At 73.5% G+C, this 21,797-nt stretch carries 19 protein-coding genes; 14 read left to right on the forward strand and 5 right to left on the reverse strand.

The window, feature by feature from the left end:
* Nucleotides 1-10 precede the first annotated feature (10 nt).
* Together DEJ19_RS10780 and DEJ19_RS10785 are read left to right on the forward strand one after the other, a co-directional pair.
* Nucleotides 11-3,907, forward strand: coding sequence for a Pls/PosA family non-ribosomal peptide synthetase (locus tag DEJ19_RS10780; RefSeq protein WP_111234097.1), 3,897 nt, complete (start codon nt 11-13; stop codon nt 3,905-3,907).
* Nucleotides 3,908-3,921: 14 nt separating this feature from the next.
* On the forward strand, nt 3,922-5,241 hold the full coding sequence (locus tag DEJ19_RS10785; protein ID WP_258377475.1) for a M1 family metallopeptidase: 1,320 nt from the start codon (nt 3,922-3,924) through the stop codon (nt 5,239-5,241).
* A gap of 71 nt (nt 5,242-5,312) precedes the next feature.
* Here DEJ19_RS10785 and DEJ19_RS10790 read toward each other — a convergent pair whose 3' ends face one another.
* Complete coding sequence (locus DEJ19_RS10790; RefSeq protein ID WP_027465796.1) at nt 5,313-5,582, reverse strand: helix-turn-helix domain-containing protein; 270 nt, start codon at nt 5,580-5,582, stop codon at nt 5,313-5,315.
* A gap of 32 nt (nt 5,583-5,614) precedes the next feature.
* Here DEJ19_RS10790 and map point away from each other — a divergent pair, with 32 nt between their 5' ends.
* Entirely contained in the window at nt 5,615-6,382 is a 768-nt protein-coding gene (gene map / locus DEJ19_RS10795; RefSeq protein WP_111094285.1) for a type I methionyl aminopeptidase, read from the forward strand.
* Here the strand turns inward: map and DEJ19_RS10800 are convergent.
* Nucleotides 6,366-6,920, reverse strand: a complete 555-nt coding sequence (locus DEJ19_RS10800; RefSeq protein ID WP_111234099.1) for a 4'-phosphopantetheinyl transferase superfamily protein — start codon at nt 6,918-6,920, stop codon at nt 6,366-6,368. The genes map and DEJ19_RS10800 overlap by 17 nt on opposite strands.
* 72 nt (nt 6,921-6,992) lie before the next feature.
* A complete protein-coding gene (locus tag DEJ19_RS10805; protein ID WP_017885770.1) occupies nt 6,993-7,196 on the reverse strand; it encodes a hypothetical protein in 204 nt (67 codons plus the stop codon).
* 284 nt (nt 7,197-7,480) lie between these two features.
* Between DEJ19_RS10805 and DEJ19_RS10810 the strand changes: the two genes are divergently transcribed.
* The 5 genes from DEJ19_RS10810 (at nt 7,481) to DEJ19_RS10830 (ending at nt 12,911) form a co-directional block, all read left to right on the forward strand.
* The gene (locus DEJ19_RS10810) at nt 7,481-9,406 is read left to right on the forward strand and encodes a TPM domain-containing protein (RefSeq protein ID WP_284176447.1); all 1,926 of its coding nucleotides are present in this window, start codon (nt 7,481-7,483) and stop codon (nt 9,404-9,406) included.
* A 95-nt stretch (nt 9,407-9,501) separates the two neighbouring features.
* Complete coding sequence (locus DEJ19_RS10815; protein ID WP_017885772.1) at nt 9,502-10,227, forward strand: PspA/IM30 family protein; 726 nt, start codon at nt 9,502-9,504, stop codon at nt 10,225-10,227.
* A gap of 44 nt (nt 10,228-10,271) precedes the next feature.
* Nucleotides 10,272-11,093 (forward strand): arginase family protein, encoded by an 822-nt coding sequence (locus DEJ19_RS10820; protein ID WP_111234333.1) that lies wholly within the window; start codon nt 10,272-10,274, stop codon nt 11,091-11,093.
* A 55-nt stretch (nt 11,094-11,148) separates the two neighbouring features.
* Nucleotides 11,149-12,552 carry a dihydrolipoyl dehydrogenase family protein gene (locus DEJ19_RS10825; protein WP_111234334.1) on the forward strand — a complete coding sequence of 468 codons (1,404 nt, stop codon included), beginning with the start codon at nt 11,149-11,151 and terminating at the stop codon, nt 12,550-12,552.
* A 2-nt stretch (nt 12,553-12,554) separates the two neighbouring features.
* The gene (locus DEJ19_RS10830) at nt 12,555-12,911 is read left to right on the forward strand and encodes a Fe-S oxidoreductase (RefSeq protein WP_175330772.1); all 357 of its coding nucleotides are present in this window, start codon (nt 12,555-12,557) and stop codon (nt 12,909-12,911) included.
* 869 nt (nt 12,912-13,780) lie between these two features.
* Here DEJ19_RS10830 and DEJ19_RS10835 read toward each other — a convergent pair.
* Together DEJ19_RS10835 and DEJ19_RS10840 are read right to left on the reverse strand one after the other, a co-directional pair.
* Nucleotides 13,781-14,599 carry an ABC transporter ATP-binding protein gene (locus DEJ19_RS10835; protein ID WP_111103401.1) on the reverse strand — a complete coding sequence of 273 codons (819 nt, stop codon included), beginning with the start codon at nt 14,597-14,599 and terminating at the stop codon, nt 13,781-13,783.
* Nucleotides 14,599-15,498, reverse strand: coding sequence for a siderophore-interacting protein (locus DEJ19_RS10840; RefSeq protein ID WP_163343554.1), 900 nt, complete (start codon nt 15,496-15,498; stop codon nt 14,599-14,601). The genes DEJ19_RS10835 and DEJ19_RS10840 overlap by 1 nt, the downstream gene beginning before the upstream one ends.
* Nucleotides 15,499-15,564: 66 nt before the next feature.
* On the opposite strand from DEJ19_RS10840, the gene DEJ19_RS10845 reads away from it, so the two are divergent.
* From DEJ19_RS10845 to DEJ19_RS10870, 6 genes are read left to right on the forward strand one after another with little or no spacing between them, the layout of a single operon-like run.
* Nucleotides 15,565-16,575 carry an alpha/beta fold hydrolase gene (locus tag DEJ19_RS10845; RefSeq protein ID WP_181441653.1) on the forward strand — a complete coding sequence of 337 codons (1,011 nt, stop codon included), beginning with the start codon at nt 15,565-15,567 and terminating at the stop codon, nt 16,573-16,575.
* A complete protein-coding gene (locus DEJ19_RS10850) occupies nt 16,572-18,116 on the forward strand; it encodes an ABC transporter substrate-binding protein (RefSeq protein ID WP_111234337.1) in 1,545 nt (514 codons plus the stop codon). Before DEJ19_RS10845 ends, DEJ19_RS10850 begins: the two co-directional genes overlap by 4 nt.
* A 46-nt stretch (nt 18,117-18,162) precedes the next feature.
* Nucleotides 18,163-19,116, forward strand: coding sequence for an ABC transporter permease (locus DEJ19_RS10855; RefSeq protein WP_111234338.1), 954 nt, complete (start codon nt 18,163-18,165; stop codon nt 19,114-19,116).
* Nucleotides 19,113-20,024 carry an ABC transporter permease gene (locus DEJ19_RS10860; protein WP_111234339.1) on the forward strand — a complete coding sequence of 304 codons (912 nt, stop codon included), beginning with the start codon at nt 19,113-19,115 and terminating at the stop codon, nt 20,022-20,024. The genes DEJ19_RS10855 and DEJ19_RS10860 overlap by 4 nt, the downstream gene beginning before the upstream one ends.
* Complete coding sequence (locus DEJ19_RS10865) at nt 20,021-20,857, forward strand: ABC transporter ATP-binding protein (protein WP_258377502.1); 837 nt, start codon at nt 20,021-20,023, stop codon at nt 20,855-20,857. The genes DEJ19_RS10860 and DEJ19_RS10865 overlap by 4 nt, the downstream gene beginning before the upstream one ends.
* Nucleotides 20,854-21,639 carry an ABC transporter ATP-binding protein gene (locus DEJ19_RS10870; protein ID WP_111234340.1) on the forward strand — a complete coding sequence of 262 codons (786 nt, stop codon included), beginning with the start codon at nt 20,854-20,856 and terminating at the stop codon, nt 21,637-21,639. Before DEJ19_RS10865 ends, DEJ19_RS10870 begins: the two co-directional genes overlap by 4 nt.
* Nucleotides 21,640-21,797 lie beyond the last annotated feature (158 nt).

The raw sequence follows: 21,797 nt of genomic DNA on the forward strand, positions 1-21,797 counted from the left end.
AGAGGCCTCGATGACCATCGGCACCGGGAACGCGCAGCTCGAACTCGCCCGCGGCGGCGACGCACCCGCCCCACGGACCCTGTTCGACGTCCTGGCGGCGACCGCGGCGACCCACCCGGACGCGACGGCGCTCGAGGACCCCGCCGGCAGCGTCGACTACACCGCCCTGCTCGACCTCGTGCGCGCGCAGGCCGACGACCTGGCCCGCCGCGGTGTCCGACGGGGCGACCGGGTCGGGGTGCGGATCCCCTCCGGCGGGCGTGACCTGTACCTGTCGATCCTCGCCGTGCTCGCCGCCGGGGCGGCCTACGTGCCGGTCGACGCGGACGACCCCGAGGAGCGCGCCACCCTGGTGTTCGGCGAGGCCGGTGTCGTCGGGGTGATCGGCGCGGGCGGTGTCCTGCGCGACCGCGACGGCACGGAGCTGCCGGTGACGGACCCTACGGCGAGCGCCGAACTCCCCCGTGAGACCGACGACGCGTGGATCATCTTCACGTCCGGGTCGACCGGGGTGCCGAAGGGTGTGGCGGTCACCCACCGCAGTGCTGCGGCGTTCGTGGACGCCGAGGCGCGGATGTTCCTGCAGGCGGCGCCGATCGGTCCGGGTGACCGGGTGCTGGCGGGGCTGAGCGTGGCGTTCGACGCGTCGTGCGAGGAGATGTGGTTGGCGTGGGGGCACGGTGCCGCGCTGGTGCCGGCGCCCCGGTCGTTGGTGCGGACGGGGGTGGACCTGGGGCCGTGGCTCATCGCGCACACGATCACGGTGGTGTCGACGGTGCCGACGCTGGCGGCGTTGTGGCCCGACGATGCGCTGGAGCAGGTGCGGCTGGTGATCTTCGGTGGTGAGGCGTGCCCGCCGGAGCTGGCGGCGCGCATCGCGAGTCGTGACCGTGAGGTGTGGAACACCTACGGGCCGACCGAGGCGACGGTGGTGGCGTGCGGGTCCCTGCTCGACGGGAGCCAGCCCATCCGGATCGGGTTGCCGCTGGACGGGTGGGACCTGGCGGTGGTGGACGGTGCCGGGCAGCGGGTGGAGCCGGGCGGTGTCGGTGAGCTCGTGATCGGCGGGGTCGGGCTGGGGCGGTACCTGGACCCGACGAAGGACGCGGAGAAGTACGCGCCGTTCCCGGAGCTCGGGTGGGAGCGGGCGTACCGGAGCGGGGACCTGGTGCGGTACGAGCCCGAGGGGCTGGTGTTCCAGGGGCGTGCGGACGACCAGGTGAAGCTCGGCGGCCGGCGGATCGAGCTCGGGGAGATCGATGCGGCGCTGCAGGCCCTGGACGACGTGGCGGGTGGGGCCGCGGTGGTGCAGCGGACCCCGGCGGGCAACCAGGTGCTGGTCGGGTACGTGGCCCCGGTAGCGGGGGCGACGGTGGACGTGGCCGCGGCGAACGCCCGGTTGCGGCAGGAGCTGCCGGCGGCGCTGGTGCCGTTGGTGGCCGTGGTGGAGTCGCTGCCGACGCGGACGTCGGGCAAGGTCGACCGCGCGGCGCTGCCGTGGCCGTTGCCCGGTGCCTCGGACGCAGCGATGCTGCCGGACACGGTGGCGTGGATCGCCGAGCGGTGGTCGGCGATCCTCGGGGTGCCGGTGGCGAGCGTCGACGACGACTTCTTCGCCCACGGCGGTGGGTCGTTGACGGCGGCGCAGCTGGTGTCGGCCATCCGGGAGCGGTTCCCGACGACGACGGTGGCGGACGTGTACGACCACCCGCGGATCGGGGCGTTGGCGGCGGCGCTGGACGAGTCCGGCCCGGTCGAGGCGTCGTCGCGTGACGTCACGCCGGTGCCTCCGACGACGGGGTTGCTGATGACGCTGCTCGGGCTGCCGGTGCAGGTGCTCCGGGGGTTGCGGGTGCTGACGTGGACGGCCCTGGTGGCCGCGGTGCTGCACGCGACGACGCTGCCGTTCCTGCCGGTGCTGCCCTGGCCGGTGCTGGTGCTGGCGCTCCTGGTGTTCGTGACGCCGATCGGCAAGATGGCGCTGACGGTGGTGCTGGCGCGGCTGCTGCTCGCCGGGGTCCGGCCGGGGTCGTACCCCCGTGGCGGTTCGGTGCACCTGCGGGTCTGGCTGGCCGAGCGCATCGCCGAGGCGGTCGACGGCCCCTCGACGGCGGGGGCCCCGTGGATCAGCTACTACGCCCGGGCGCTCGGTGCGCGGATCGGCAGGGACGTCGACCTGCACACGCTGCCGCCGGTGACCGGGATGCTCACGATCGGCAAGCGTGCCTCGATCGAGCCCGAGGTCGACCTGGCCGGGCACTGGCTCGACGGCGACGTGTTCCACCTGGGGCACGTCCGCGTCGACGAGGACGCCGTGGTGCGCAGCCGGACGACGCTGCTGCCGGGGGCGCACGTCGGTGCGGGTGCCGAGATCACGGCGGGTTCCGCCGTCGGCGGCCCGGTGCCCGCGGGCGAACGCTGGGCAGGGGCACCTGCGGAGCGCACCGGGTCGGCTCGTGACGACCGGGAGGCCCGCCCCGCGACCCGACGACGCTGGCTGCTCGCGTACGGGGCCGGGTCCCTGGCCGTGGCCGGGTTGCCGGTGGTCGGTGTCGCGGTCGGACTGCTGGTCGCCCTCGCCCTGGTCGGGCGGGCGTCGACCCTGGGCGACGCGGTGCTCCGTGCGCTGCTGACGGTCCCCCTGGCGACGGTCGTCGCCGGTGCGGTGTACGCGCTGCTGGTGGTGGTCGCGGTGCGGCTGCTCGGCATCGGCCTGCACGAGGGCCGGCACCCGGTGCGCTCCAGGATCGGCTGGCAGGTGTGGTCGACCGAGCGGGTGCTCGACGCGGCGCGCACCCTGCTGTTCCCGCTGTACGCCTCGCTCGTGACGCCGGTGTGGCTGCGGCTGCTCGGCGCCCGGGTCGGTCGGGACACCGAGATCTCGACGGTGCTGCTCATCCCGGCGCTGACGCAGATCGCGTCGGGGGCGTTCCTGGCCGACGACACGATGGTGGCGACGTACGAGCTCGGCGGCGGTCGGGTGCGGATCGGTCGCTCGAAGGTCGGCCGTCGCGCGTTCCTCGGCAACAGCGGGATGACGGGTGCCGGACGCTCGGTGCCGCGCGAGGCCCTGGTGGCGGTGCTGTCCGCTGTGCCGAAGAAGGCCAAGCGCGGGTCGTCGTGGCTCGGGTCGCCCCCGGTGCGGCTGCGGCGCGCGGCGACGGAGTTCGACGAGGCGCGCACGTTCCGTCCGTCCCGGCGGCTCAAGGTCGCCCGCGGCTGCTGGGAGCTGCTGCGCCTGGTCGCCCCGATGGTCTCCGCCGCCATCGCGCTCGGCGTGGCCGGAGCACTGCTGGCGCTCTGGTCGGCCGTCGGGATCGGGTGGACGGTGCTGCTCGCCGGACCGGTGCTCATCGCCGCCGGTGCCGTCGCCGCCGTGGTGTCGACGATCGCGAAGTGGGCGTTCGTCGGCCGGATCACGGCCCGGGAGCACCCGCTGTGGTCGTCGTTCGTGTGGCGCAACGAGGTGCAGGACACGTTCGTCGAGACCGTCGCGCGCCCCTGGTTCGCCGAGCAGGCCACCGGCACCCCCGCGCTGGCCGTCTGGCTCCGGAGCCTCGGTGCGACGATCGGCCGCGGCACCTGGCTCGAGACGTACTGGCTGCCCGAGGCCGACCTGGTCACCATCGGCTCCGGGGCGTCGGTGGCGCGGGGCACGGTCGTGCAGACGCACCTGTTCCACGACCGCGTGATGCAGCTCGACACCGTCCGGATCGACGCGGGTGCGACCCTCGGGCCGCACAGCGTGGTCCTGCCGGCGGCCGGCATCGGTGCCGGGGCGACCGTCGGGCCGTCCTCGCTCGTGATGCGCGGTGAGCAGGTGCCGACGGGCTCCCGCTGGTCCGGCAACCCGATCGCTCCGTGGACATCGGCAGCACCGTCGGTGACCGCCCCACCGGCGCCATGAGGTTGACTGTCCCCGTGCCCTCCGATCCCGCCGCAGACCCGTACACCCCGCACAGCGGCGACCGACGGTGGAGTGCCGAGCACTACGAGCTCCGTCTCGACTACCGCGTCGCCACGAACCGCCTGGACGGCACCGCCACGATCACCGCGCGCGCCCTGGAGCCGCTCGAGAAGGTCGTGATCGACCTGCACGGGCTCACGGTCGACCGGGTCGACGTCGACGGACGCCGGGCGAAGAAGGTCTCGACCGCGACGCACAAGGTGACGGTCACCCCGGCCGACCCCATCGCCGCCGACACCGTGTTCAGCGTGCACCTGCGGTACCGCGGTACCCCGCACCCCGTCCGGAGTGCGTGGGGGCAGCTCGGCTGGGAGGAACTGTCCGACGGTGTCATCGTCGCCGCGCAGCCCACGGGAGCGCCGTCGTGGTTCCCGTGCAACGACCGCCCCGACGACAAGGCCACGTACCGGATCGAGATCGCGGCCGAGGCGGCGTACGACGTCCTGGCGAACGGGGAGCTGCTCGCCAAGGAGCGCGACCGCGTCGGCACACGCTGGACCTACGCCACCACCGAGCCGATGGCGACCTACCTGGCGACCGTGCAGATCGGCCGGTACCGCACCACGAAGCTGCGCACGAGCGGGGTCCCCGTCACGCTGCACCACCCCGCCGACCTCGCCGCCGCCGCGAAGACCGACTTCGGCCAGGTGCCGGAGATGCTCGCGCTGTTCGGTGACCGGTTCGGCCCGTACCCGTTCGCGGCGTACGGCGTCGTGGTGACCGACGACGACCTCGAGATCCCGCTCGAGGCCCACGGCCTGGCGGTGTTCGGCCGGAACCACGTCGACGGCGAGCACGGCACCGACCGCCTCATCGCCCATGAGCTCGCCCACCAGTGGTTCGGCAACTCCGTCACGGTCACCCGGTGGCAGGACATCTGGCTGCACGAGGGGTTCGCCTGCTACGCCGAGTGGCTGTGGTCCGAGGACCGCGGCGACGACACCGCCGACCAACTCGCTGAGCGATACCGGCAGGGACTGCTCGAGCAGCCGGAGGACCTGGTCGTCGGTGACCCCGGCGCGAAGGACATGTTCGACGACCGCGTCTACAAGCGCGGCGCCCTCGCCCTGCACGCCGTCCGCCGCACGTTCGGCGACGACGCCTTCTTCGCCGGGCTGCGGAGCATCACCGAGCAGCACCGGCACGGATCCGTCACCGTGCCCGACGTGCTCCGTGCGTTCGCGGACGCCGCCGGCCGCTCGGTCGCGGACGTCGGTGCGGTGACCGGGCCCTGGATCGACGAGGCGTCGGTGCCGGCGCTGCCCGCTGGCTAGCAGGCGCCGCCGGCGCGTCGATCAGCAGGCTCCGCCGCCGCGCCGGACAGCAGGCTCTGCCGCCGCGCCGGCTAGCCCGCCAGCTCGCCGTCGGCCGGGTCGCAGCTGACCTCGGACCACACCGCGTCGAGCGACAGCCCGACCACGCCCGCGACCGACGCGATGGTCGAGAACGCCGGCGTCGCGATGCGGCCGGTCTCGATCTTCCGGAGCGTCTCCGGCGAGATCCCCGCGGCCAGGGCGGTGTCCACGATCGATCGCGGACCACGGGCACGACGGAGCAGCGCACCGAGGCGACGACCGCGCGCGACCTCGTCGGGGCGGAGTGGGAGACGGACCATGACCACATAGTAATACCGGTATGATCATCGGCGTGATCGAGATCCTCACCCCCGCCGAGGTCGACAAGGGCCGCGCCACCGGAGCCCTCGTCGGCACGATCCTGCAGACCCTGCGCGAACGCACCCGCGTCGGCACGAACCTGCTCGAGATCGACCGGTGGGCGAAGCAGATGATCGAGGCCGCCGGTGCCGACTCCTGCTACGTCGACTACGCACCCTCGTTCGGCCGCGGCCCGTTCGGCCACCACATCTGCACGGCCGTGAACGACGCCGTCCTGCACGGGCTGCCGCACGACCGGGTGCTGCAGGACGGCGACCTGCTGACCCTCGACCTCGCGGTGTCCCTGGACGGCATCGCCGCCGACGCCGCGATCAGCTTCGTCGTCGGTACCGCACGCCCCGAGGACCTCGCACTCATCGACGCCACAGAACGCGCGCTGGCCGCGGGCATCGCCGCGGCCGGACCGGGCGCCCGCATCGGTGACCTGTCCCACGCGATCGGCACCGTGCTCGAAGCCGCGGGCTACCCGGTGAACGTCGAGTTCGGCGGGCACGGCATCGGCTCGACCATGCACCAGGACCCGCACGTGTCGAACACCGGGCGGCCCGGCCGCGGCTACACGCTCCGGCCCGGGCTCCTGCTCGCGCTCGAACCGTGGGTGATGGCGGACACCGACGTCCTGGTCACCGACGCCGACGGGTGGACCCTGCGGAGTGCCACCGGAGCGCGGACCGCCCACACCGAGCACACCATCGCGATCACCGAGGACGGCGCCGAGGTGCTCACGCTCCCCCGCTGACCGCCTCGACGACCTCGACGGGCAGGCCACCCGCGGCGACGACGAGCACGACGTCCAGTGCGGGGTACAGCACGGTGAGCGGTTGTTCGGCACCCTCGAACCGGGCGGTACCGGCGGCCACGTCGACCTCCACCGCGAGCGGGTCGACGCGCAGCCCGCGTCCGTCGCGTTTCAGCACGGCTTCCTTCGCCGCCCACGCTGCGGCGAGGAACGCCGGATCCCCGTCGGCTCGACGGAGTTCGACCGGAGTGAACGCATCGAGCGGCGCGGCGGCGACCCGCGACACCCGTTCGACGTCGACACCGAGTGCCGACGGTCCGACCGCGAGGGCGACGACGCCCGGTGCGCGCGACAGGCTCACGCCGACCGTGGTGCCCGCGACGGTCGCCCACGGACGACCGTGGTCGGTCCCCGCGCAGTGCGGGCAGACGCGCCCCGCGCGCACCGCGACCGGCTCGGCGCCGGTCGCCGACGCGACGGCGGCGACCAGGGCCTCCCGGTCGTCCGCGCGGTCAGCAGCCGGCGTCCGGAGCGTCACCGTGACGGTCTGGAGGCGCGACCCACCGACCGGGGCAGCGCCCGTCGGTCGTGTGGTCGCGCCCAGAGCGGATCAGGCGTGCGTCAGCGCGATGAGCGCGACGTTCATGGTGCTGTACTGCCCCTCGGAGCGGGTCGCCTGGCGAACTCGTCCGCGCAGGACCTCGTAACGGCCATCGTGCTCGCGCACGAAACCGATCACACCCGTCGCCGGAGTCGACACCCGGTGGTAGCCGTCCTCGAGCGGGACGACCTCGGTGCTCGTGGTGCGTTCCATCGTTCTTCCCCTTCCGTTCATCCTCGAACAGTGGCGCCAGCATACCCCGGTACGGGGGACAAGACGTCCACAGGAAGCACGGTCCGGAGCGTTCCCCCAGAGTCTGGCGGTGCCCCTGCGTGGCCTGGATAGACTCCGGGCGACAGCGCACTCGTGGCGCGGTCCGGTGCGGTGCCACGGGGTACCGGCCGGCGACGGACGGAGGACGGATGCGAGCGGTCCAGCACGGATCGGGCACGGACGGATCGAGCGGGCACAGGGGGACAACGCGGCTGTGGAGCCGTGTGACGGCCGCCCTCGTCGCGATGCTGATCGTCCTGGCTCCGGCAGCGACCGCCCACGCCACGGCGCCCGTCGATCTGGGCGGCGCGTACGTCCTCGACGAGGCCGACGCGCTGACCGCATCCCAGCAGTCGAAGGTCGAGCAGGCCGTGCAGGACCTGTACGCCGAGACCCAGACGCAGCTGTTCGTCGTGTTCGTGCCGTCCTTCACCGACCCCACCGACCACACCGAGTGGGGCCGGGCCGTGCTCGAGCAGAACCAGATCGACACCGACGGCATCCTGCTCTCGGTCGCGGTCGACGAGCGGAACTACGACGTGCAGCAGACGAACGAGACCGCGATCTCCTCGTCCGACGTGGAGAACGCCGTCAACGACTCGCTGCTCCCCGAGCTCAAGCAGGGCGACTGGTCCGGCGCCGCCGTGGCCTTCGCCGACGGGCTGACCCAGTCGCAGGCCCCGGTGGACCTCACCTGGCTGTGGATCCTGCTGCTCGTCGTGGTCGTCGGGCTCGTCGTCGTGGTCCTGGTCATCCGGACCCGGAACAAGCGCCGCACCGCCGCAGCGACCGAGGCGCAGGAAGCCTCGCTCGCCGACCTCGAACGCACCGCCGGCGGCGCCCTCGTCACCATCGACGACGAACTCCGCACCGCCGAGCAAGAGGTCGGGTTCGCGAGCGCGCAGTTCGGCCCGGACGCCGCCAAGCCCTTCGCCGACGCCGTGCAGGCCGCCCAGCGCGAGGTCCGCAAGGCCTTCACGATCCGGCAGCAGCTCGACGACGAGATCCCCGACACCCCCCAGCAGCGCGCCGAGTGGGCGAACCAGATCATCGTGATCTGCGAACGGGCGCACGCCGCGATCGAGGAGCAGACCGAGGCGTTCGACCAGCTCCGGTCGCTCGAGGACGGCATCGAGGACGCGGCCGCATCGCTCGCCCAGGCCGTGGCCGCCGCGCCGGCATCGGTCGGGGCCGCCGCCGCGGCACTCGACCGCGTCCGCGCCCGCTACACCGGCCGCACCCTCGCCACCGTGGCGAACAACGTCGACCAGGCCCACCAGGTGCTCGCCTTCGCCACCGAACGCTCGAACGCCGCCACCGCCTCCATCGCCGCCGGCGACAAGGGCGAGGCGGTCGTGGCCGTGCGCGACGCCCAGCACGCGCTCGCCCAGGTGCAGCAGCTCACCGACGGCGCACTCGCCGCCGAGCAGTCCTTCGACGAGGCCACCGCCCGCGCCGAGGCGATGCGCATCGACATCCAGGGCGACGTCGCCGCCGCCCGCAGCCTGCGCTCGGGCGGGCCGGACCTCGCCGCCGCGGTCACCCGCGCCGAGGCCGTGCTCCGCCAGGGGCTCGACCCGAAGGACCCGGTGGCGGCCGTCGACGCGCTGACCCGGGCGAACACCGAGATCGACCAGGCCATCGCCGCGGCACGGGGTGCCGAGGAACAGCGCCAGCGCGCCACCCAGGCGCTCGACGCAGCCCTGCGCGACGCCCGGAACCGGATCAGCCAGGCCCGCGACTACGTCTCCCTGCACCGCGGCGGCATCGGCCCGACCGCCCGGACCCGGCTGTCCGAGGCCCAGCGCGCCTACGACGACGCCGTCGAACTCGCCCCGAGCAACCCCGGCCAGGCGCTCAACGCCGCCCGCGCGGCCGAGCAGTACGCGGCCGCCGCGATGGACGCTGCCAACGACGACCTCGGTGGCTGGGGTGGCGGCCAGGGCGGTGGCGGAGGCGGCGCCCAGCTCGGCGGCCTCGTCACCGGTCTCGTCCTCGGCGGCCTGCTGGGCGGACGCGGCGGCAGCTACGGCGGCGGCTCCTTCGGGGGCGGCGGCTTCGGCGGCGGCGGGGGCTTCAGCGGCGGTGGCGGCTTCGGCGGAGGCGGCGGCGGGGGCGGCGGCGGCTTCTCCGGCGGCGGCCGCTTCTGACCCGACGCACTCCCCCGGCACCCAGAACCAGACACGACCCGACCCGACCCGACCCGACAACACCGTCCACAGGACTTCCACGAAAGGGAACAGCAATGGCCAAGCAGACCATCTTCGGACGCATCTCCACCCTCGTGCGCGCGAACATCAACCAGATCATCGACGACGCCGAGGACCCGCAGAAGATGCTGGACCAGCTCGTCCGCGACTACACGAACAACATCGCCGACGCGAAGACCGCGATCGCGCAGACCATCGGCAACGTGCGCCTGCTCGAGCAGGACCACGAAGAGGACAAGAAGGCCGCGGTCGAGTGGGGCCAGAAGGCCGCCAACGCCTCCACCGCAGCCGACAAGTACCGCTCCGAGGGCAAGTCGGCCGAGGCGGACAAGTTCGACAACCTCGCCAAGATCGCGATCGGCAAGCAGATCGCCGCCGAGCAGGAGGTCAAGGACGCGGAGCCGAACCTGGCGTCGCAGAACGAGGCCGTCGAGAAGCTCAAGACCGGTCTCGCCGGCATGGAGCAGAAGCTCGAGCAGCTCCGCGCGAAGCGGGACAACCTCGTCGCCCGCTCGAAGACCGCCGAGGCGCAGTCCCGCGTCAACGACGCCCTCGGCAACATCGACGTGCTCGACCCGACGAGCGACCTCGGCCGCTTCGAGGAGAAGGTCCGCCGCGAAGAGGCGAAGGTGCTCGGCCAGCAGGAGCTGCAGTCGTCGAGCCTCGACGCACAGTTCGAGAGCCTCGAAGACGTCGGCAAGGACGCCGAGGTCGAAGCACGGCTCGCCGCGCTGAAGTCCGGCGGATCCTCGAGCATCTGACGAACGCCCCGACGACGCCGGACCCCAGCTGACAGACTGAGACGATGCACTTCCTCGTGGTCGGTCAGTGGCAGGGTTCGGCGTCGTCGCGCGCGATGCGGCTCGGGGACGGCGCGTCGGCGATCGCGGCCGACCTCCCCCGGGCGTCCACCACCGTGGTCGACGTCCCGGCCGGAGCGGGAGACCGCCTCGAGACCGCCGTCGCCCGCTACACCTCGGTGCTCGCCGTCGCCGAACGCGTCGCCGAGGAAACCGCCGTCGCCACCGAACCGGTGCTCGTCGTCGGCGGTGACGGCGCCAGTGTCCTCGGCGCGACCGCCGCCCTCGCACCGGACACCGCGTTCGTCCGCATCTCCGGGTCCAGCGGGTACCGCGCGCTCAACCGGGCACAGCCCGTCGCCGCCGAGACCGCCGCCCTCCGCCTGCTGGTCGACCGCCCCGACGACCTGTTCCCCGGCCTGCCGGTGGTGCCGGCGTCCTCGGTCGTCGTCGCCGGGGTCCGCGGGGTCGAGGACGCCGAACGAGCCGCCCTCGACAAGGCCGGGATCGTGCACCTCGACGTCGACGCCGCCACCCCGGACGCCCTCGCCGCAGCGGTCGAGCGGACCGGTGCCGCATCGGTCTTCGTGCACGTCGACCTCGACGTCCTCGACCCGTCCGAGGTCGACGGACTCCTCGAACCCGTCCCGTTCGGCCTCGACGGCGCAGCGCTCGTCGAGCGCATCCAGGCCGCGACCCGCGGCCGACGCCTCGTCGGCGCCGCGCTCACCGGATTCGCCCCCGTCGCCCCGGACCGGGCGGTGGACGACCTCGGCGTGATCCTGCGCGTCGTCGGAGCGGTGACCAGCGCCTCCCGGGTGGGCTGACCACGCGGACGACGCGACCGGCGGACCCCCTGCCGGTCCGCGTACGCTCGGCAGCATGACGGACTACGACCTCATCGTGATCGGAGCCGGCGCTGTCGGCGAGAACGTGGCGGACTACGCCAGGAAGCGCGACCTGTCGGTCGCGATCGTGGAGGCCGAGCTCGTCGGCGGCGAGTGCTCCTACTGGGCGTGCATGCCCTCGAAGGCGCTCCTGCGCAGCGGACACGCCCTCGCCGCCGCCAAGCGGCTCGACGGTGCGAAGCAGGCCGTGACCGACACGCTCGACGCCGCCCACGTGCTCGCCCGCCGCAACTCGTTCACCTCCGACTGGAAGGACGACAGCCAGGTCTCGTGGCTCGAGTCCGCCGGCATCGACCTGATCCGCGGGCACGCCCGCATCACCGGCCCGAAGACCATCGACGTCGACGGCGAGACGCACACCGCGCGCGCAGCCGTCGCGGTCGTCACCGGTTCCCTGCACACGCTGCCCCCGGTGCCCGGTCTCGCCGAGGCGAAGCCGTGGGGCACCCGCGAGGGCACCAGCGCCCAGCAGGTCCCCGAGAGCCTGCTCGTCATCGGCGGCGGCGTCTCCGGCTCGGAGCTCGCGACCGCGTGGGCCTCCCTCGGCGCGAAGGTCACCCTCGTCGCCCGGCACGGTCTGCTCGGCGGCATGGAGCCCTTCGCCGGGGAACTCGTCGCCGACTCCCTGCGCGAACTCGGTGTCGACGTCCGCACCGGCGTCAACCCGGTCCGGGTCGACCGCGACGAGCACGGTCTCGTCACCACGGAGCTCGACGACGGCACCACGGTCATCACGAGCGAGGTGCTCGCCGCCACCGGCCGCGCCGCACACACGCGTGACCTCGGGCTCGAGACCGTCGGCCTGACCGCGGGCGACTGGCTCGACGTCGACGACACCATGCTCGTGCACGGCACCGACTGGTTGTACGCCGTGGGTGACGTCAACCACCGCGTCCTGCTCACCCACCAGGGCAAGTACCAGGCGCGCGCCGCCGGCGAGGCGATCGCCGCCCGGTACCAGAGCACGCCGCTGCACACCGAGCCGTGGGGTGCACACGTCGCCACCGCCGACCACGCCGCCTCGCCGCAGGTCACCTTCACCGACCCCGAGGTCGCGAGCGTCGGCCTGACCGAGGCGAAGGCCCGCGAGCAGGGGCTGAACGTCCGCGCGGTCGAGTACGACCTCGGTGCGATCGCCGGGTCCTCGCTGCAGGCGGACGGCTACACGGGCCGCGCGAAGATGGTCGTCGACGAGGACCGCAGGGTCGTCGTGGGCGTCACGTTCGTCGGCCAGGACGTCGCCGAGATGCTGCACGGTGCCACCGTCGCCGTCGTGGGCGAGGTCCCGATCGACCGCCTGTGGCACGCGGTGCCGGCCTACCCGACGATGAACGAGATCTGGCTCCGCCTGCTCGAGACGTACGGCCGCCCGGCCTGAGCGTGCGCAACCCGCTGCTCGACTCCCCCGTGTCCCGTGCGGGGTGGGTGTTCGCGACCGCCGTCGGCCTCGCCGTGGGCGTCCCCCTGTCGACCGGGCGGATCCGGGTGGAGGACGGCCTCGTGGTCTGCACGGGGCTGCCGCGCTGGGTGTTCCGGCGCGGCGGCACCTGCGTCGGTTCGGTGTACCTGACGCGCGACAACGACGGCCCTCGGGTGCTCCGGCACGAGCGGGTGCACGTCGAGCAGTGGCGCCGGTACGGGATGCTCATGCCGCTGCTCTACGCCGTGGCCGGGCGGGATCCCCTGCGGAACCGGTTCGAGGTCGAGGCCGGCCTGGAGGACGGCGGCTACCGCTGACGGGTGCGGGTGCGGGGCCGGGCGGCTCGGGTGTGCTGCGGTCGCACGACACGCCGCGTGCGCGACGTCGTGGTCGCGCGAACTGTCGCCCCGACGCCGGTCGGGCGGCAGATCGTGCGAGCTCGGCGGGCGTGCCGGCGGGGCTCGGTCGGTCGCAACACCCCGCCGGGTGCGCGGCGAGCGGTCGCAGACTGTCGTCTGCGGCGCCGCCAGCCGACAGTTCGTGGCCGCTCGGCGCCCGGCCGACGACGAGTCGTGACCACTCGGAGGCGGGCGGCCAGGCGACGAGACGCGACCGGTCGACGGCCCGGAGGCGCGTGGCGGCGCCGCCCCGGGCCTCCAGGCCGCTGCGCCCCACGTCCACCGCGCCCGCCCGCCGGTCGCAACACCCCGCCGGGAGCGCGGCGAGCGGTCGCAGGCCGTCGCCTGCGGCGCCGCCAGCCGACGGTTCGTGACCGCTCGGCGCCCCGCCGACGACGAGTCGTGACCACTCGGCGGCGGGCCGGTCAGGCGACGGGACGCGACCGATTGACGGCCTGGAGGCGCGTGCCGGCGCCGCCCCGGGCCTCCAGGCCGCTGCACCCCACGCCCACTGCGCCCGCCCGCCGGTCGCAACACCCCGCCTACCCCGCGGCGCGCGGTCGCAGACCGTCGCCTGCGGCGCCGCCAGCCGACGCTTCGTGACCACTCGGCGCCCGGCCCACGACGAGTCGTGACCACTCGGCGGCGGCACGTGACCGAAGTCGCGCGACACGCCGCGTGCGCGTCGCCGCGATCGCGCGAACCGTCGTCCGGACGCCGAGCAAGCGGCAGATCGTGCGACCTCGGCCCGGCCCGGCGCACGACGAGTCGTGACCAGCCTCCGCGCGTCAGGCCGCGCGCCGCCGCGGCACCACGAGGGGCGTGCCGGTCTCGGGGTCGGGGACGACGACGCACGGCAGGCCGAAGACGTCCTCGACGAGGTCCGCGGTGAGCACCGACGACGGCTTCCCCGCCGAGACGATCGCCCCGTCGCGCATCGCGATGACGTGGGTGGCGTACCGGGCGGCCTGGTTCAGGTCGTGCAGCACCGCGACGACCGTGCGACCGGCGGCGTGCAGCGTGGAGGCCAGTTCGAGCACGTCGTACTGGTGGGCGATGTCGAGGAACGTCGTCGGCTCGTCGAGCAGCACGATGTCGGTCTGCTGCGCGAGCACCATCGCGATCCACACCCGCTGCCGCTGCCCGCCGGAGAGCTCGTCGACGCTCCGGTCCGCCAGTTCCGCCGTCGACGTCTGCTCGAGTGCGGCCTGCACGGCCTGCCGGTCGGACCCGGACGACGGGTGCAGCAGGTCCTGGTGCGGGAACCGGCCCCGGGACACCAGGTCACGCACGGTGATGCCGTCGGGGGCGATCGGGGTCTGCGGGAGCATGCCGACCCGCCGGGCGACGGCCTTCGGGCGGTACGAGTCGATCGGCGCCCCGTCGAGGAACACCGTGCCGGCGCGCGGCTTCAGGGTGCGGGCGAAGGACTTCAGCAGCGTCGACTTGCCGCAGGCGTTCGGCCCGACGATGACCGTCAGTTCGCCGTCGGGGATGTCGACGTCGAGCGTGTCCACCACGACCCGGTCGTCGTACGCCAGGGTCAGCCCACGGGCCCCCAGCGCGGTGGTCGGGACCGGACCGAGCGCGGTGCCCGAGGTCGGCATCAGTGCTCGGCCTTGCCGTGCCGCCAGTAGCCCATGAACGCGACCTGCTTGCGGTCGATGCCGACGCCGCGCACCAGGTGGCGGCGGAGTTCCTTGACGCAGCCGGCCTCGCCCGCGATCCACGCGTAGACGGGGCGCTCGTCGACGGGCGCGGGGACGTCCCACAGCACCTGCTCGTCGACGTCGACGTCGGTGAGCTCGGCGGCCGGCTCACACGCGGCGGCGGACGGCGCGACGGTGGAGGCCCAGGCGTGCACCTGGTCGGTCATCCGGACCCCGTGGGTGGCGCCGTTGCGGGCGATCCAGCGGACCTCGACCCCGGCGGGCGCGGTGACCGGCAGCCGGTCGGCGTCGGTGGGCACCTCGATGAAGACGTGGCCGACGGTCGAGACGTCGAGGGCTTCGAGGATGGCGCAGATGGCCGGTGCAGCGGTCTCGTCCCCGGCGAGCAGGATCCGGTTCGCGTGCCCGGGAGCGAACTCGGCGGCCCCGGTCGGCAGGTCCTCCGGCGACTCGGGGACCCGCGGCCCGACGATGCGCAGCTCGTCACCGACGCGGCAGGCCGACACCCAGCGCGATGCCGGACCGGTGTCGCCGTGGGCGACGAAGTCGATGTCGAGCTCGCGGGCGTCCGGCCGGAACGAGCGGACCGTGTACGTGCGGAGGGGGTTGCGGGCGTCGTCCGGCAGCGCGCGCCAGGCGGCGTACCAGTCCTCGTCCTCCGGCAGTTCGGAGAAGCCGATGCCGGGCAGGGGCAGCACGATCTTGATCCGCTGGTCGAGACCGACCGAGGAGAAGTCGGCGAGCGCGTCGCCCGTCAGCGTCACCCGGACGAAGTTCGGGGTGAGCGACGTGACGGCGGCCACACGGACGGAGAAGACGCGATACCGGGTTGCCACGGAATCGAGTATGGCATGCCTTACCTAACGTCTCCAGGCCCCCGGAACGGTGCGAGGATCGTCCCCGTGTCCGAAGCCCCCGACGACGAATTCGCCGACCTGCCCGCCCTCGCCAGCGCGAGCGGCGTGACCACGCCGCTCCGCGCCTCCAGGCAGGTGGTCCGCACCGCGGACGGACAGGAGACCTCCGCGATCCGGTGGGGCGACGACGGCCAGGAGGCCCGGATCACCTACCTGCACGGGCTCGGCATCGACGCCCACAGCTTCGACACCACGGCACTCGCCGTGGGCGAGCCGGCGGTCGCCCTCGACCTGCCCGGCCACGGCCGGTCGTCGTGGCGGGAGGACGCCGACTACGCGGCGGCCGCGACGGCGCCGAGCGTGCTCGCCGCGCTCGACGCGCTCGCGGTGCCGCCGGGCATCGTCGTCGGGCACTCGCTCGGTGCCATCCTGTCGGCTCGACTCGCGGCCACCGCGCCGGAGCGGGTCACCGGACTCGTGCTCGTCGACATGTCGCCGGACTTCGCGCAGCGTGCGGTGGACCGGATCGCCCGCGCGCTCGAGGCCGAGGAGCCGTTCGAGTCGCTCGAGCAGGTCGTCGACCGGGCGATCGAGGCGCGGGTCGGCGACGACCGGCAGGTGCTGCTGCGCGAGGCCCGGCACACGACGGCCCTCGGTGCGGACGGGCGACTCGTTCGCCGTCACCACTTCCCTCACCTGCCCGCCGGGCGGACGTCGTCGGTGGGGCGCTTCGCCGATGCGTGGCCGGACCTCGAGGCCCTGCGCGTGCCGATCCTGCTCGTCCGGGGTGACCGTGGGTACGTCTCCCCGAAGCTGCAGGCCGGGTTCGCCGAACGCCTGCCCGACGCCGAGATCGTGACGGTGACCTCGCGGCACGCGGTGCAGAACCAGGCACCCCTCGAACTGGCTTCGGCGATCCGGGCATGGGCGGAGCGGCACGGATTGTTGCACCCGATCGAAGAACCGTCGCCGGACGGCACCAGCCGCCGGTACCCTCGTGCGAGCGCGAGGCCCGATCCCAGCCCTCGTGCCCGGAAGGAACCCACCACCCCATGAGTCCGCTCCTGCCCCGTCGCACCGCGCGCACCTCGCGCATCGGGCGCGCTGCCCTCGCCGCCACGGCCGTCGCCGTCGTCTCCGCCCTGGCGCTGGCCGGCTGCTCCGGCTCGTCCGACACCAGCGGCGGCAAGGACGCCACGGTGCGCGTCGGGCTGGTGCTCGAGCCGACGAGTCTCGACATCCGCACCCAGTCCGGGGCGGCGCTCGACCAGGTGCTCATCGACAACGTGTACCAGGGGCTCGTCGGCCGGACCGCCGACGGCGAGATCCGTGACGTGCTGGCCTCGTCGCACGAGGTGTCGAAGGACGGCCTGACCTACACGTTCACGCTGCGGGACGGCACGACGTTCCAGGACGGCAAGCCGGTCACCGCGGCCGACGTCGTGTGGTCGCTCGAGCAGGTCAAGTCGAACGACTCGTACGTCGACTCGGCCAAGCTCGCGGGCGTCACGTCGATCACCTCGCCGTCGGACGACTCCGTCGTGCTGCAACTGGCGAAGCCGGACTCCGACCTGCTCTGGAACCTGACCGGCCGCTCCGGCCTGGTGCTCGAGAAGGCCGCGGACAACGACCTGTCCGACAGCGCGAACGGCACCGGCCCGTTCGAGGTCGCGAGCTGGAAGCAGGGCGACTCGCTCACCTTCGACCGCAACGAGGACTACTGGGGCACGAAGGCGAAGGTCGCGAAGATCGTCTTCCGGTACATCACGGACCCGTCGACCGCCGTCAACGCGATGGCGAACGGTGACCTCGACGTCCTGAACCCGGTCGACGGCACGCTCAAGAGCCAGCTGCAGGGCAACGCCGACATCGCGCTGCACAGCGGCAAGACGACCGACAAGTACACGCTGGCGTTCAACAACCGCAAGGAACCGTTCACGGACGAGCGCGTGCGCCGGGCCATCCGGCAGGCGATCGACGCGAAGGCGCTCATCAAGGCGATCGGCGGCACCGGCGTGGAGCAGGGTGGCCCGATCCCGGAGCTCGACCCCGGCTACGAGGACCTGACCGACATCGACGCGTACGACCCCGCGAACGCCAAGAAGCTCCTGGCCGCCGCCGGCCAGCAGGACCTGAAGCTGACGCTCACCTACGCGAACATCTACCCGACCACGATCGGCGACGTGCTGAAGTCGCAGCTCGCCGACGTCGGGATCACCCTGACGGTCAAGCGCGTCGACTTCGCCACCTGGCTGTCCTCCGTGTTCCAGGCACCGAAGTCCGGCGAGCGGGACTTCGACCTGTCGATGGTCGACCACGTCGAGGCCCGTGACTTCGGCAACTGGGCGAACCCGGACTACTACTTCGGCTACGACAACCCGAAGGTGCAGGCCCTCTACGCCCAGTCGATCGCGGCGACCGACGAGGCCACGAAGACCGAGGCACTCCGCAAGGCTGCACGCATCGTCAGCGAGGACGCGGCCGGCGAGTGGCTCTACACGGCGACCGAGATCACCGCGGTGCGCTCCGGCGTGACGGGCTTCCCGGTCGACGGCGGCAACTCGCGCCTCGACCTGGCGAAGCTCGCGGTCAAGTGACCCGGAGCGGCCGCGGCGGGGTGTCCGTCCCCGTAGCATCGGTGTCGTGACCCGGTTCCTCATCGGGCGGGTGCTCCTGCTCGTCGTCGGCCTGCTCGTGGCGAGCGTCATCATCTTCGCCACGCTCCGCGTGCTGCCCGGTGACGTCGCCCAGGTCGTCGCCGGCACGCAGTCGACCCCCGCGCAGGTGGAGCAGCTCCGGCAGCAGCTCGGACTCGACCGGCCCGTCGTGGTGCAGTACCTCGACTGGATCGGCGGGGTGTTCCGTGGTGACCTCGGCCGCTCGCTGGTGACGAACGGTGCCGTCGCACCGGAGATCGCGCAGAAGCTCGCGATCACCCTGCCGCTCGCCGCGATGTCCCTGGCGACCGCCCTGGTGATCGGCGTCCCGCTCGGGGTGGTCGCCGCGGTGCTCCGTCGCCGCCCGGGTGGTGCGGTGATCGGGTTCGCGGCGCAGGCGGTCGCCGCCGTGCCCGTCGTGTGGGCCGGCATGCTCCTGGTCGCCCTGTTCGCGGTGACGCTGCACTGGCTGCCGACGCAGGGCTTCCCGCTCGACGGCTGGTCCGAACCCGGGCGGGCGTTCGCGTCGCTCGTGCTGCCCGCGCTGACGATCGGTGCCGTCGAGGGCGCCGTGATCCTCCGGTTCACCCGGTCCGCCACGTTGTCCCTCCTCGATGCCGACCACCTGCGCACCGCCGCCGCCGTCGGGCTGACCCGCACGCAGGCGCTGCTCCGCCACGGTCTGCCGAGCGTCGCCCTCACGGTGCTCGCCGTGCTCGGCGTCCAGATCGCCGGGCTGCTCGTCGGTGCCGTCGTCGTCGAGCAGCTGTTCTCCCTGCCCGGGGTGGGCCGGATGCTCGTGACCGACGTCGGCCGCCGCGACATCACGAAGGTGCAGTCGGAACTGCTCGTGCTCACCGGACTCGTGCTGCTCGTCGGGTTCGCCGTCGACGTCGTGCACCGCACCCTCGACCCCCGACAGCGCGAGGTGCAGGGATGATCCGCCGTCTGGTGTCCCGACCGACCGGGGTCTTCGCCGTCGTCGTGCTCGGCCTGCTGCTCGTGCTCGCCGCCGTGTCGCTCGTCTGGACGCCGCAGAACCCGTTCCGCGCCGATCCGTTCCACCAGTGGGAGGGCCCGAGCGCCGCGCACTGGTTCGGCACCGACGCCGCCGGCCGCGACATCGCGAGCTACCTGCTCGCCGGCACCCGCACCACCGTGCTCGTCGCCGTCGGCTCCGGGGTGATCGCGAGCGTCGTCGGCATCGTCCTCACCGTGATCGGTTCGCTCACCGCCCGCTGGGTGCGCGAGGGCACCGCGGTCCTGCTCGACATCCTGGTGGCGTTCCCGACCCTGCTCACCGCGATGCTCCTGACCGCGGTGTTCGGCGGGTCGCTCGGCGTCGTGATCGTCAGCGTCGGGCTGTCCTTCGGCGTGACGATCGCCCGCGTGGCCCGCGGTGAGATCCGGCGGATCGCCCGGAGCGACTACGTGACCGCGGCCCGGGCGTCCGGCGTCGGCGGTGCCGGAGTGCTCTTCCGTCACCTGGTGCCGAACGCGGCGCCGCTGTTCACCGTGCAGCTGTCACTCGCGATGGCCACGGCCGTGCTCGCCGAGGCCGGACTGTCCTACCTGGGCTACGGCGCCGGATCGGACACCGCGTCCTGGGGCAGCCTGCTGTCCGACCTGCAGACCTACATCGGTGTCCACCCGTGGAGTGCGACCTGGCCGGGAGCCGCCATCGCCCTCGTCGTCGCGGCACTGTCGTTGCTCGGCGACGCGGTGCGGGACGCCTCGGACCCGCGGCTGACGACGAGCGACCGGAGCGCCGACCCGGCGACGACCGACGGCACCGCGAGCGACCGGAGCGCCGACCCGGCGACGACCACGCCGGGGGTGACCGCATGACCGACCACGCAGCACGCCCCGGCCCCACCGGCGCAGCCGGCACCGCCCACGCCACCGCAGCCTCCGGACTCGAGGTGCGCGGGCTGTCGGTCCGCATCACGGGACGGACGATCCTCGACGACGTCAGCTTCACCGTGCCTCCCGGCCAACGCGTCGGCGTGATCGGCGCGAGCGGATCCGGCAAGTCGATGACCTCGCTCGCCCTGATGGGCCTGGAGCCCACCGGCGCCGTCGTGACCGGCAGCATCCGCCTGGACGGCACCGAACTCGTCGGCCTGCCCGACCGCGAGCGTGCGCGACATCGCGGATCGAGCATCGCGATGGTGTTCCAGGAGCCGGGCACCGCGCTCGATCCGCTGCGCCGCGTCGGCGTGCAGATCGCGGAGCCGCTCCGGCTGCACCGCGGACTCGACCGCCGCGCGGCGCGCGCGGCGTCCGTCGACCTGGCGGCGTCCGTGGGCCTGCCCGACCCGGAGTCGCTGCTGCGGCAGTACCCGCACCAGCTGTCCGGCGGGCAGCGGCAGCGGATCTGCATCGCGATGGCGATGGCGGGTGAGCCGTCGTACCTGGTGGCCGACGAGCCGACCACGGCGCTCGACGTCACGACCGAGGCCCGCATCCTCGACCTGTTCGAGCACCTGCCGGCGGGCATGGTGTTCGTCACCCACGACCTCGCCGTGCTCGCGCGCATCGCCGACACCGCCGTGGTGCTCGACGCCGGCCGGGTGGTCGAGCAGGGGCGCGTCGCGGACCTGCTCGCCGCACCGCAGCACCCCGCCACCGCTGCGCTCGTCGACGCCGCACGTGCCACCGCCAGGAGGACCGCCCCGTGACCCTCCCCGTCCTCGAGGCCACCGGTCTCCACCGCACCTACCGACTCCCCCGCCGCGGCCCGTTCGAGCCCGGGCCGGTCCGCACCGCCGTCGACGGTGTCGACCTGACGGTCGCCCCCGGCGCACGGCTCGGCATCGTCGGCGAATCGGGATCCGGCAAGTCCACGCTGATCCGGCTGCTCGCCGGCCTGGAGGTCCCTTCCGCCGGCACCGTCGCCGCCTCCGGCCGTCCGGTGGTCGCGTCCCGGTCCGCGCGTGCGTTGCGCTGGTTCCGTCGCGAGACCGGGGTGGTGTTCCAGGACCCGTACGCGTCCCTCGACCCGCGGATGCGCGTCGGCGCGATCGTCGCCGAGCCGCTGCGGGCCCTGCAGGTCCCGGGGTCGCACGACGACCTGGTCCGTGCCGTGCTGGAGCGCGTCGACCTGCCCGCCGACACGGTCGACCGGTACCCGCACGAGTTCTCCGGCGGGCAGCGGCAGCGGATCGCGATCGCCCGGGCCGTGGTGCACTCGCCCCGGATCCTGTTCGGCGACGAGCCGATGAGCGCCCTCGACGTGGTCGTCCGCGCACGGGTGATCGAGCTGTTCCGGTCGCTCGCCGACGACCTCGGTCTGACGCTCGTGCTGGTGTCGCACGACATCGGGGTCGTGCAGCGGCTGTGCGACACGGTCGCGGTGATGTCCGACGGCCGCATCGTCGAGCACGGGCCGGTGTCGCTGCTCGACGCGCCGCAGCACCCGGTGACGCGGGCGTTGGTGGCGGCGGCGCCGACGCTGCCGTAGGCGGGGGGCGGCGGGGCGGCGCGGGGCGGCGCACCGTGCGTACCCCGCTACTCGGTGCGAGCTTGCCCGCACAGAGCCGGCCTACAAGGCCGCACCGAACAAGCAACGCCACACCACACGCACGAAACCGCACCGTGCGCCAGACAGGAGGCACGGCA

The organism is Curtobacterium sp. MCSS17_016 (genome assembly GCF_003234255.2).
Taxonomy (GTDB): domain Bacteria; phylum Actinomycetota; class Actinomycetes; order Actinomycetales; family Microbacteriaceae; genus Curtobacterium; species Curtobacterium flaccumfaciens.